Annotated in this window: 10 protein-coding genes; 1 reads left to right on the forward strand and 9 read right to left on the reverse strand. The window is 67.3% G+C overall.

The window, feature by feature from the left end; all coding sequences use genetic code 11:
* Nucleotides 1-292 precede the first annotated feature (292 nt).
* Genes murB through BoBH3_RS14405 form a run of 4 tightly spaced genes read right to left on the reverse strand, consistent with a single transcriptional unit; the run spans nucleotide 293 to nucleotide 4,920 of the window.
* Nucleotides 293-1,219 carry a UDP-N-acetylmuramate dehydrogenase gene (gene murB, locus BoBH3_RS14390; protein WP_262331500.1) on the reverse strand — a complete coding sequence of 309 codons (927 nt, stop codon included), beginning with the start codon at nucleotides 1,217-1,219 and terminating at the stop codon, nucleotides 293-295.
* Nucleotides 1,220-1,259: 40 nt separating this feature from the next.
* Nucleotides 1,260-2,663: a UDP-N-acetylmuramate--L-alanine ligase gene (gene murC, locus BoBH3_RS14395; RefSeq protein WP_262331501.1), complete on the reverse strand. Its 1,404-nt coding sequence runs from the start codon at nucleotides 2,661-2,663 to the stop codon at nucleotides 1,260-1,262.
* Between the two features lie 21 nt (nucleotides 2,664-2,684).
* Nucleotides 2,685-3,782 (reverse strand): undecaprenyldiphospho-muramoylpentapeptide beta-N-acetylglucosaminyltransferase, encoded by a 1,098-nt coding sequence (murG, locus tag BoBH3_RS14400; protein WP_262331502.1) that lies wholly within the window; start codon nucleotides 3,780-3,782, stop codon nucleotides 2,685-2,687.
* A gap of 4 nt (nucleotides 3,783-3,786) precedes the next feature.
* Nucleotides 3,787-4,920, reverse strand: coding sequence for an FtsW/RodA/SpoVE family cell cycle protein (locus tag BoBH3_RS14405; protein WP_262331503.1), 1,134 nt, complete (start codon nucleotides 4,918-4,920; stop codon nucleotides 3,787-3,789).
* 253 nt (nucleotides 4,921-5,173) lie between these two features.
* Between BoBH3_RS14405 and BoBH3_RS14410 the strand changes: the two genes are divergently transcribed.
* Nucleotides 5,174-5,542, forward strand: a complete 369-nt coding sequence (locus BoBH3_RS14410) for a hypothetical protein (protein WP_262331504.1) — start codon at nucleotides 5,174-5,176, stop codon at nucleotides 5,540-5,542.
* Between the two features lie 22 nt (nucleotides 5,543-5,564).
* Here BoBH3_RS14410 and BoBH3_RS14415 read toward each other — a convergent pair whose 3' ends face one another.
* The 5 genes from BoBH3_RS14415 to BoBH3_RS14435 form a co-directional block, all read right to left on the reverse strand.
* Nucleotides 5,565-6,203, reverse strand: a complete 639-nt coding sequence (locus tag BoBH3_RS14415) for a VOC family protein (RefSeq protein ID WP_262331505.1) — start codon at nucleotides 6,201-6,203, stop codon at nucleotides 5,565-5,567.
* Between the two features lie 16 nt (nucleotides 6,204-6,219).
* Nucleotides 6,220-7,653: a UDP-N-acetylmuramoyl-L-alanine--D-glutamate ligase gene (murD, locus tag BoBH3_RS14420; protein WP_262331506.1), complete on the reverse strand. Its 1,434-nt coding sequence runs from the start codon at nucleotides 7,651-7,653 to the stop codon at nucleotides 6,220-6,222.
* Nucleotides 7,654-7,686: 33 nt separating this feature from the next.
* On the reverse strand, nucleotides 7,687-8,769 hold the full coding sequence (gene mraY, locus BoBH3_RS14425; protein WP_262331507.1) for a phospho-N-acetylmuramoyl-pentapeptide-transferase: 1,083 nt from the start codon (nucleotides 8,767-8,769) through the stop codon (nucleotides 7,687-7,689).
* Nucleotides 8,770-8,905: 136 nt separating this feature from the next.
* The gene (locus BoBH3_RS14430; protein WP_262331508.1) at nucleotides 8,906-10,333 is read right to left on the reverse strand and encodes a UDP-N-acetylmuramoylalanyl-D-glutamyl-2,6-diaminopimelate--D-alanyl-D-alanine ligase; all 1,428 of its coding nucleotides are present in this window, start codon (nucleotides 10,331-10,333) and stop codon (nucleotides 8,906-8,908) included.
* Nucleotides 10,330-11,790, reverse strand: a complete 1,461-nt coding sequence (locus BoBH3_RS14435) for a UDP-N-acetylmuramoyl-L-alanyl-D-glutamate--2,6-diaminopimelate ligase (RefSeq protein ID WP_262331509.1) — start codon at nucleotides 11,788-11,790, stop codon at nucleotides 10,330-10,332. Before BoBH3_RS14435 ends, BoBH3_RS14430 begins: the two co-directional genes overlap by 4 nt.
* Nucleotides 11,791-11,800 lie beyond the last annotated feature (10 nt).

Below are 11,800 nucleotides of genomic sequence, written 5' to 3' on the forward strand. Positions count from 1 at the left end.
AATCTGCTGACGCCCCGGCACCGATTTGCTTGATGCGCCGTTAACGCCACTCTTCGATCTGCTGGTAAATTTTTGGTAAAGTTTGAGCGACCGAGATGTGGATCGGCCTCGTTTCATGCCCTTGGCGTCACCGTCTCGGAACGCGCCGGCAGCGACTTGCATTTCGGTCACACCGGGACCGCCCGGTCGGCGCGCAGGATGGCGCCAGCGCGGCTTTATCCTCGGGCGAAATGCAGAAGCAGGGCTTGGCCAACGCGAAATCAGGCCTTGAAGATGCGTGTGATTCGGCCGCTCAGGCCGGCACCCCGAGCCGCTTGATCTCCCATTGCAGCTCGTAGCCGGAATGATCCTTCACCCGGCGGCGGACCTCTTCGCCGAGCCCCTCGACATCGGCCGCGGTAGCGCCGCCGGTGTTGATCAGAAAGTTGCAGTGCATCTCGGAGACCTGCGCCCCGCCGACACGCAGGCCGCGGCAGCCGGCAGCGTCAATCAGTTGCCAGGCCTTTCCGCCTTCCGGGTTCTTGAAGGTCGAGCCGCCGGTGCGTTCCTTGATCGGCTGCGCCGCCTCGCGCGCCTCGGTCACCCGGTCCATTTCGGCCAGGATCGCCTCCCGCTCGCCCGGCCGGCCCTGGAATAGGGCCGAGGTGAAAATGATGTCGCGGGTAGCCGCAGCACTATTGCGATAGGTGAAGCCCATATCGGCGTGGCTGAGCGTGACGATCTCGCCCTTGCGGGTGACACCACGCGCCTCGACCAGCACATCGGTGGTTTCCCCGCCATGGGCACCGGCATTCATCCGCAGCGCCCCGCCGATCGAGCCCGGGATGCCGCGATAGAAGGCGAGCCCGCCGAGCGAGGCATCGGCCGCCGCCCGCGCCACTTTGACGTCCGGCACCGCGGTGCCTGAGCGCAGCCTGTCGCCCGGTTCGACAGTGATCTCCGCGAAACCCTTGCCGCCGAGCCGGATGACGACGCCGGGAATGCCGCCGTCGCGCACGATCAAGTTGGAGCCGAGCCCGATCACCGTGATCGGAACCTCGGCCGGCAGCCTCGACAGGAAATAGGCGAGGTCTTCCTCGTCCGCGGGCGTGAACAGGAGCTGCGCCGGCCCGCCGACCCGGAACCAGGTCAGCGCGGAGAGATCCTGATTCGCAATCAGCCGCCCGCGCAGATCGGGCGCCGCGGCGCGGAGGTCGGAGGAGATGTCGGGGAATGCCATGTCGGACGCTTTAGCCGGTCCGGACAGCCTCGCAAAGACCTCAGCCCAGCGCCGCGAGCTCTCCCGGCAGCGCATAGGCCCATTGCGTGATGTTTCCTGCCCCGAGGCAAACGACATAGTCGCCCGGCCCGGCCAGTTCCGCCACCATCCCCGCGAGCTTGTCTGGAGCCTCCAACGGCAGCGCATGGCGATGGCCGCGGGCCTTGATGCCAGCGACCAGCGAGTCGCGGTCGGCGCCCGGAATCGGCGCCTCGCCGGCTGCGTAGGTATCGGCCACGATCACGGTATCGGCGTCGTTGAAACAGGCGGCGAAATCGTCGAACAGGCTGGAAAGCCGCGTATAGCGATGCGGCTGAACCACCGCGATGACCTTGCTTTTGGTCGAAGCGCGCGCCGCCTTGAGCACGGCCGCGATCTCGACCGGGTGATGGCCGTAATCGTCGAAGATCAAGGCGCCGTTCCATTCGCCGGTCTTGGTGAAGCGCCGCTTCACGCCGCCGAAGCCGGCCAGAGCCTCGCGGATGCGCTCGACCGGCACCCCGAGATCATAGGCGACCGCGATAGCGGCCGTGGCGTTGAGCGCGTTGTGATGGCCCGGCATCGGCATGACGAGATCGCGGATCACGTCGTCACGGCCGTTCTTGCGGTCGCGGACCAACAGGGTGAAGCGCGCCTGCCCGCCCGATAGATCGATGTCGAGCAGGCGGAAATCGGCCTGCGGGTTTTCGCCATAGGTGATGACGCGCCGGTCGGTGATCTGCCCGACCAGCCCCTGCACGGTCGGATGATCGATGCACATCACCGCGAAGCCATAGAAGGGCAGGTTCTCGACGAAGGTGCGGAAGGCGGCCTTGATCGCGTCGAAGGTGCCGAAATGGTCGAGATGCTCGGGGTCGATATTGGTGACGATCGCGACGTCGGCCGGAAGCTTCAGGAAGGTGCCGTCCGATTCGTCGGCCTCGACCACCATCCAGTCGCTCTCGCCCATCCGGGCATTGGTGCCATAGGCGTTGATGATGCCGCCGTTGATGACGGTCGGGTCGAGCCCGCCCTTCTCCAGCAGCGTCGCGACGAGCGAGGTCGTGGTCGTCTTGCCATGGGTGCCGGCGATGGCGACGCAACTTTTCAGCCGCATCAGTTCGGCCAGCATTTCGGCGCGGCGCACCACCGGCAGACGCTGTTCGCGGGCGGCAAGCAACTCGGGATTGTCGCGCTTGATCGCGGTCGAGACCACGACGACCTCGGCCTCGCCGAGGTTCTCTGCCTTGTGGCCGACGAAGGTGGTGATGCCCTTCTCAGCGAGGCGCTTGACGTTGGCGCCGTCCGAGGCGTCCGAGCCCTGCACCTTGTAGCCGAGATTGTGCAGCACCTCGGCGATGCCGGACATGCCGATGCCGCCGATGCCGACGAAATGGATGGGGCCGAGCTTCGGCGGCAGCTTCATGGTCTGCTTGTCCTGTCAGTTCTAAAGATGCGCCGTGGCGATCACGAGATCGGCGAGGCGGTCGGCGGCATCGGGAATGCCGGCGCTCTTCGCGTTTGCAGCCATGGTCGTCAAGTGTTCAGGCTCGGCGATAAGCCGCGAAAGCTCGCTCGCCAGCCGCCGCGGCGTGAGTTCGGGCTGCAGGATGCGGATCGCTGCGCCCGCCCCCTCGAGGAAGGCGGCGTTGGCCGCCTGGTCCTGGTCGAGCGAGCCCGGCAAGGGCACGAGAATGCCCGGGCGCCCTATCACCGAAAGCTCGGCGACGGTCGAGGCACCCGAGCGGGCGATGATGAGATGTGCCGCCGCCATCTGCGCCGGCAGGTCCTTGAAGAACGGCGCGACCGTCGCCCGAATGCCGAGCTTCTCGTAGATGCCGCGCACCCGCTCGTCGTCCTCGACGCGCGCCTGCTGGACGATGGAGAGCCGCGCTCGCTCAGCCTCAGTCAGGAGTTGGATCGCCGGCGGGACGATGTCGGCCATGATGCGCGCGCCCTGGCTGCCCCCGAAGACGAGGAGCTTGATCTTGCCTTCGCCCGGCGGCTCGTAGACCTGCTCCGCCGCTGCAATGACCGCCGGCCGGACCGGGTTGCCGACATGGCGGCATTTCGCCTGCTGGGCCGGCGTCAGCCCGCCGACCTTGGCGAAGCCCGTCGCGATGACGTCGGCGCGGCCGGCGAGGAAGCGGTTGGCCCGGCCGATCACGGCGTTCTGCTCATGGATCAGCGTGCGCACGCCCGCGAGCGAAGCGCCGAGCACGGGCGGCACGGTCGGGTAGCCGCCGAAGCCGACGACGATGGCCGGCTTCACCTGCCCGATGATCCGCCGCGCCGCGAAGGTGCCCTTGGCGACGGCGAACAGCGCCTTCGCCTGCTGCAGCGGCGAGCGGCCGGACGGCGTGGCCGCCGGCACGGCATGCACGGCCTCGGCCGGGAAGCGGCCGGCATATTCGGCCGCGCGCGTGTCGGTCATCAGCACGACGCGCATGCCCTTGGCGTGGAGTGCGTGGCTCAGCGCCTCGGCGGGAAAGAGATGGCCGCCGGTCCCGCCGGCCGCCAGCATGATGAGCTTGGCCGTGGCCATCGCTTCAGCGCCTGTAGGAGCCGAAATCGACCGCCCGCGGGCGGCGACGCGTCAGCGCGAGCAGAAAGCCGGTGCCGACCGCGAGCGAGAGCAGCGACGAGCCGCCATAGGAGATGAAGGGCAGCGTCATGCCCTTGGCCGGCATCATGTGCAGGTTCACCATCATGTTGATCGCCGCCTGGATGCCGAAGAGCAGCGCGAGCCCCGTGACGGCGAGCCGGACGAACGGATCTTCCGCCTTCTGCGCCACGAAGAGCGAGCGCAGCACGATGACCGCGAAGAGAAGCACCAGGACCATGCAGATGACGATGCCGAACTCCTCGGCCGTCACGGCGAAGATGAAGTCGGTATGCGCGTCGGGCAGGATGCGCTTCACGGTGCCCTCGCCCGGCCCCTTTCCGAGCCAGCCGCCCTGCGCGAAGCTCTCCAGCGCCGTATCGACCTGGAAGGTGTCGCCCGAGCCCTTGTCCATGAAGCGCTCGATGCGGGCGCGGACGTGTGGCACGAGCTCATAGGCGACGAGGATGCCGACGGCGCCGACCCCTCCGAGCCCGATCACCCAGAACCAGTGCAGGCCGGCAACGAAGAACAGCCCGCACCAGACGAGGCTGACCAGCATGGTCTGGCCGAAGTCCGGCTGCAGCACCAGCGGCACGATGGTGATCGGCAGGAGCAGCATGGCGAAGAAGGTGCCCGGCAGATCCGGCCGGCGCGTGCCGTCGGCAAAGGCCCAGGCGGCCAGCACGACGAAGGCGGGCTTCAGGAATTCGGAGGGTTGCACCGAGCCGAGCGGCCCCAGAGTCAGCCAGCGCCTGGCGCCCTTCACCTCGACGCCGAAATAGAGCGTCGCCACCACCATCGCTAGCGAAGCGACATAGATGATGAGGGCGGAGCGTCGCACCTGCCGGGGGCTCATGAGCGAGACGCCAAGGAAGATCACCAGCGCGCCGGAAAGATAGGCCGCCTGCCGGTTGACGAAATGGAAGGTGGAGAGGCCCAGCCGCTCGGCCACCGGCGGGCCGCCCGCCATCAGCAGCACGACGCCGGAAACCATCAGCGCGACGAGGGCCGTGAGGATCAGGCGGTCGATCGACCACCACCAGCGGCCGCTGAGAGAAGGTTCCGCGCGCGAGACCATGATGGGCATCCCGGAGAATTCTGCGCGGACGAGCCGCGCCTTGCATGACGAATCATTCTGTCAATGAATGGTTAACCGATTGATTCCGATGCGGCCGATCACGGCGCCTCGACTTCGCGCGATTCCAGCCGGGCCAGACTCATTCCCGCCGCGACATCATCACGAAATGACCGCGGCGAATTCAGGGTGAAACCCCATTCGCGGCGCCAAATCGAGCGCTCATCTGCAATCGATGGAAGGACACTCCATGCGTATGACGATGCTTGCCGCCCTCAGTGCCGCTGCTCTTCTGGCCGGCGCGGCCCACGCCCAATCCCCCTCTCCGGCCCAGACGCCCAACGCGCCCCCCGCCGCTTCGCCGCAGGCACCCGCGGCCGCGCCCGCGATCAAGTCCGTGAATGTGGTCGATCTCAACGAGCTTCCCGAGGCCACGAAGACGCAGGTCAATGACATCGTGGCCAAGCGCTCGGCGGAAGATAACCAGCGGCTTCAGCAGGCGATCGAAGGCGCGCCGATGGCCAAGACGGCCATCGAGGCCAAGGGCTTCTCCTCCCGCGACGTCCTCGTCGCCCAGTTGAATGATGAGGGCGAATTGATCGTCGTCGCCAAGCGGGCCGGTTAGCCTTTCGCTCTATCGGCGCAGCTCAGGCGAGTTCCCTGACTCCGGAAGGCGTCTCGATCTGCGCGCGATAGCGCAGCTTCGGCCCGTGCAGGATCGTCGGAGGCCGGTCGATCGCGAGTTGCTCATAGAGCGCCGCTATCGCATCCGGCTCCCGATGCTCAAACGTGAACGACCTGAGCCGCGCGCCGAGATCGGCGATCGTCGCCATCGAGCGAGCTTTGCCGCGCCGGTCGATCAACGAGGGTGCCGCCCCGTCGAGAGGCAGCGATCCATCCGCCGGAATCGCAAAGTCGAACGCGGAATCGACCGGCGGCAGCGGCACCTTCTCGCCGAAGGCGCTTTCGCGCCCCGCAATGAACTCCCCGAGCCCATCGACCCGCGCCACCCAGCCCCTCAGCCGCCTGCCCTCCTCCCAATCGGCCCGGACCTTTGCCTGGTCGTCCAGCCCGAACCAACGCCGCCGGCCGGGGGTCTCGCCTTCGGGATCGAGCGCGACGATCTCCAGATAGGTCATGCCCCCGAGCTGAAGCAGATGGTTATGCGTGCCCATGTAGAGGTGGCGCTGCCCGAAAGGCACATCGAGATCGAGGCAGGCGCGAACATGCGCGACGCCCTCCGCCAACGTCGGGGCAATGACGGTAAGATGGTCGAGTTTCAGCATGGCGCCGAACCGCCCCCTACCCCTTCACCCCGAAAGGTTCGAAACCCGGCAGAGTCTGCACCAGCCCCCTGAACGCATCCCCCCGCACCTCGAAATTAGGGAACTGGTCGAAGGAGGCGCAAGCCGGCGAGAGCAGCACCGCGATCTCACCCTCGCCCGGTTTCGCCAGCGCGTCGCGCGTCGCATCGGCCACGGCCCTGTCGAGCGTCTCGCTGCGCTCATAGGCCACGCGGCCGTCGTCGTCGAAGGTCGCGGCGAAAAGGTCGCTCGCCGCCCCGATCAAATAGGCCTTGGCGATGTTCGGGAAATAGCGGCGCAAGGACTCGATGCCGCCCTCCTTGGCCTTGCCGCCGAGAATCCAGAAGATGTCGCGGAAGGAAGTCAGCGCCTTCTCGGTGGAATCCGCATTGGTCGCCTTGGAATCGTTGATGAAGACGACGCGGCCGGTTCGGCCGATCTCCTCCATGCGATGCGGCAGCCCGGGATAGCTCCTGAAGCCAGCGGCGATCTCCGCATCGCTCAGGCCCAGCGACGCACAGGCGGCGAAGGCCGCCGCCGCGTTCTGGGCGTTGTGTGCGCCGCGGAGCGAACCGATGCCCGCAAGATTGGCGACGACACGCGGCTTGCCGCCCTCGACGGCGACGATGCGCGTATCGAGCCGGCCTGCATTCGCGGTGACACCGGCGAAGACGCCCTCGTCGAGCGGTTGCTCGCCGCTGATCTTCACGAGCTTCCTGCCCGAGGCCGCGCGCCGACGCGCCATCTGCTTCGAGGGCTCGTCGTCGACACCGATGACGGCGATGTCGGATGCAGCGACCAGCCGCTCCTTGATCGCGCCATAGGCCTCGAAGCTGCCGTGCCGGTCGAGATGGTCCGGCGTCAGGTTCATCTGGATGCCGACGCTCGGCACCATCGAGGGCGCGAGGTCGATCTGGTAGCTTGAGCACTCGACGACATGGATGCGGTTCGCAGCCGGCGGCTCCAGCGCCAGCACGGCGGTCCCGATATTGCCGCCCATCTGGGCATCGCGCCCGGCCGCCTTGAGCACATGCGCGATCAGCGCCGTCGTCGTGGACTTGCCGTTGGTGCCGGTGATGCAGACGACGGGCGAACCAGGCGCGATCTTCGCCCGCTCGCGGAAGAGCAGCTCGACATCGCCGATGATCTCGACGCCCGCGGCCTTGGCCTTTTCCACCGTCCAGTGCGGAACGGGATGCGTCAGCGGCACGCCGGGCGACAGCACGAAAGCCGCGAAGCCTGACCAGTCGGCGCTCGCGAGATCGACGACGGCGATGCCCTCGGCCGCAGCCTTCTCCCGGCTGTTCTCATTGTCGTCCCAGGCCGCGACATCGGCGTCGCCCGCCTTGAGCGCGCGCGCCGTGGCGAGCCCTGAGCCGCCGAGGCCGAAGAGCGCGACCCTGCGCCCCGCGAAGACCGTGACCGGGGTCATTGGCCACCACCGTCAGAGATAGGCTTCATCTGGTCAGCGCAGCTTGAGCGTGGCGAGGCCGACCAGCGCCAGCACGACAGAGATGATCCAGAAGCGGATCACGACCTGCGGCTCGGTCCAGCCGAGCTTCTCGAAATGGTGGTGGATCGGCGCCATCAGGAAGACGCGCTTGCCCGTGCGCTTGAACACCGCGACCTGAATGATGACCGAGAGCGCCTCGACGACGAAGAGCCCGCCGACGATAGCGAGCACGATCTCGTGCTTGGTCGCCACCGCAATGGTGCCGAGCAGGCCGCCGAGGCCGAGCGAGCCGGTGTCGCCCATGAAGATCTGGGCCGGCGGCGCGTTGAACCAGAGGAAGCCGAGCCCCGCCCCGATCACCGCGCCACAGATCACGGCCAGCTCGCCCGCGCCAGGGATGTGGTGGATCTGCAGGTAGTTCGCGAAGATGGCGTTGCCGACGAGATAGGAGATGAAGCCGAAGGTGCCGGCCGCGATCATCACCGGCACGATGGCGAGCCCGTCGAGCCCGTCGGTCAGGTTCACCGAATTGCCCGCCCCGACCACGACGAAGGCCGCCACCAGCGGGAAGAGGATGCCGAGCGGAATGATCGCTTCCTTGAGGAAGGGCATGGCGAAGCCGGACGAGATCGCCGGCGGCTGCGTCTGCATGACGAAGTAGCAGGCGACGAGCGCGACCACGACCTCGATCGAGATGCGTGCCTTGCCGGAGAAGCCCTTGTGCGACTGCTTCGTCACCTTGAGATAGTCGTCATAGAAGCCGATGGCGCCGTAAGCGGCCGTGACGCCGAGCACGATCCAGACATAAGGATTGCGGAGGTTCCCCCACAGCAGCACCGCGGCGAACAGGCCGGACAGGATCATCAGCCCGCCCATGGTCGGCGTGCCACGCTTGGCGAGATGCGATTCAGGCCCGTCCGTGCGGATCGGCTGGCCCTTGCCCTGCTTGATGCGCAACCAGGAGATCGCCGCCGGCCCGAAAAAGAAGACGAAGAGCAGCGCCGTGGCGGTGGCTCCGCCGGCCCGGAAAGTGATGTAGCGGAAGACATTCAGCACCGGGAAGGTGCCGGCGAAATCGGCGAGCCAGACGAGCATTGCGGAAAGTTCTCTTAGATCACGATGACCTTGGATCGATTCGATCCAAAATCACAAAACGTGATCGTTTCCAGAAGGTGAGAGCGGGATTGATGCGAAAAACCGGCTTCCACTTTTTCACATCCCGCTCTTGGGGTCAGTCTTCGGCAGGCACGGCAGGAAAGCGCGCGAGGATCGCCTTGACGATCGGCCCCATGCGCGAGCCCAGCGACCCCTTCACCGTGATGACATCGCCGGCACGGATCGCATCGAGCACGAGCGGCTCCAGGTCGCCCGCTCCGGGGGCATAAGCCCCTCGCATGGCCGAAGGCAAGCTCTCATAGAGCCCTTTCATCAGCGGCCCGCACGCGAAAACCTTGTCGATGGCGTTGGCGTTGAGCGGCTCGGCCAGCCCCTTGTGCAACTGCTCGCCGGTCGGCCCGAGTTCCAGCATGTCCCCGAGCACGGCGATGCGCCGTCCCCGCCCCTCCACAGGCAGCCGGCCCAGATTCTCGATCGCGGCGCGCATCGAAGCCGGGTTGCCGTTGTAGCTCTCGTCGAGCAGCGTGATCGGCCCGCCCGGCGCCTGCAGGATCTGCCGCGCGCCGCGCCCGACAGGCGGCTTGAGATCGCCGAGCGCCAGCGCTGCGAGCGCGAGGTCCGCGCCGAGCGCATGGACGACCGCCAGCACGCCGAGCGAGTTCAGCACGATGTGCTTGCCCGGACTGCCGAGACGATAGGCCACAGCCTCGCCGAAGACGCGCGCCTCGACCGTCGACATATCGGGCTTCAGCGCGCAGGAGACGAGCCGCACATCCGCATCCGGGCTTTCACCGAAGGTGATGATACGGCCCGCCGGCCCCGACTTCGCGATATCGCGCAGCAGCTCGGATTGCGGGATGTCGGCGTTGACGATGGCCGTGCCGCCCTTTTCCAGCTCCCAGAAGACGCCGGCCTTCTCCTCGGCGATGCCCTCGACCGAGGCGAAGGCGGCCAGATGCACCGGCTGGATCGTGGTGATGATCGAGACCTGCGGGCGCACCAGCCGCGCCAGCGGCAGGATCTCGCCGGGGCTGTTCATGCCGATCTCGTAGACGCCATAGGCAATATCGGCCGGGGTGCGCACCAGCGTCAGCGGCACGCCCCAATGGTTGTTGTAGGAGGCGACCGGCGCATGGGTCTTGCCCTGCCGGGAGAGCACGAGGCGCAGCGCCTCCTTCGTCCCCGTCTTGCCGACGGAGCCCGTCACGGCGACGATACCCGCTTTGAGCTGCGCGCGACGCGCGGCTCCCGCCTGCTCCATCGCCTTCAGCACGTCCGGCACGATGGCCAGCGCCCCAATCCCGGTGAATGCCGCCGCATGCTCCTCGTCGATCACGGCGAGCGCCGCACCCTTGTCGAGGGCAGCCTTGACGAAATCATGCCCGTCGCGGGCCTCGCCCTTGATGGCGAAGAAGACGTCGCCGGGCTCCAGCGTGCGGGTGTCGATCGAGGCGCCGGTCACTGCCGGCGGCACAGCGCCTTCGGCACGTCCGCCCAGCGCGGCGATCAGCTTGTCTCCGGTCCAGAGCGGGGCGCTCATCATCCAATCTCCGATAGCGCTTTCCGCACCACGTCGTGGTCCGAGAAAGGCAGCGTGCGGTCGCCTATGATCTGGCCGGTTTCATGGCCTTTTCCGGCAACGACCAGCAAATCCCCAGGCGTCAGCATGCACACCGCGCTTCTGATCGCCTCCTCGCGGTCGCCGATCTCCAGGAGCTTCGGCGAACTCGCCATGATCTCGGCCCGGATCGTCGCCGGGTCCTCGCTCCGCGGATTGTCGTCGGTGACGATGGCGATATCGGCCTTCTCCGCGGCGATGGCGCCCATCAGCGGGCGTTTGCCTTTGTCGCGGTCTCCGCCGCAGCCGAAGACGCAGATCAGCCGGCCCGTCGCATAGCGGCGCAAGGTCGTCAGAACCGCAGCCAGCGCATCGGGCTTATGGGCGTAGTCGACCACGACGAGCCCGCCATTGGCCTCCCCGACCCGTTCGAGCCGCCCGGCCACGCCCTTAAGGCCGGAGATCGCCCGCAGTGCCGCCGCCTTGTCCTCGCCCGTCGCAATCGCGAGGGCCGCGGCCACGAGCGCATTGCCTGCCATGAAGTCCCCGACCAGCGGCAGATCGACCGAGAGCTCCTTGCCGTCGAACCCGATGGTCAGGCGCTGCGAGAAGCCATCACGCGTATTGGCCAGCAGTTTCAGCGTCTCGCCCTTATGACCGATGCCGATCAGCGGATGGCCCGCCGCGACGGCAGCCTCTGCCGCTTCGATGGCGTAGGGCTCGTCCCGGTTGACCACGACCGGGGCTCCGTCCGGCAGCAGCGCCCAGAGGCGCAGCTTCGCCGCGAGATAGTTCTCCACCGTGGGATGATAATCGAGATGGTCGCGCCCGAGATTGAGGAAGGCGCCGGCCTTCAGCCTCACCCCGTCGAGCCGGTGCTGGTCGAGGCCATGCGAGGAGGCTTCCATCGCAAGATGCGTGATGCCCTCCCCGGCCAGTTGATCGAGCGAGGCGTGGAGCGAGAGCGGATCCGGGGTTGTCAGCGAGCCGTAATCGGCGCCCTTCGCCGTCACCACGCCGATCGTGCCGAGGCTCGCCGATTCATGGCCCAGCGCCTGGAAGATCTGGCGGGTGAAATCGGCCACGGAGGATTTGCCGCTCGTCCCCGTCACAGCGACGATGGTGCCGGGCTGGCGCGGGTGCACCCGCGCCGCCGCAAGCGCCAGCGCCAACCGCGGGTCCCCGACCTGCGCGAAGGCGACCAGCTCCGGTAGTTCCGCGGGCCGCGGCTGTCCGGAGACCACGGCCACGGCGCCGCGCACGACGGCATCGGTGATGAAGCGCGCCCCGTCCGCCTTGGCGCCGGCCAGCGCAACGAAGACATCCCCGGGCGCCACCTTGCGGCTGTCGAAGGCAACGCCGCCAACGTCGAGGCCAGCGGCACCGGCATCGAAAGCCCCGGGGAAGAGTTGGCCGAGGTTCCAGGACATCGAACTCACCATTCCGTTGTCA

It is taken from the genome of Allobosea sp. BH3 (assembly GCF_025499465.1).
In the GTDB taxonomy this organism is placed as follows: Bacteria; Pseudomonadota; Alphaproteobacteria; order Rhizobiales; family Beijerinckiaceae; genus Allobosea.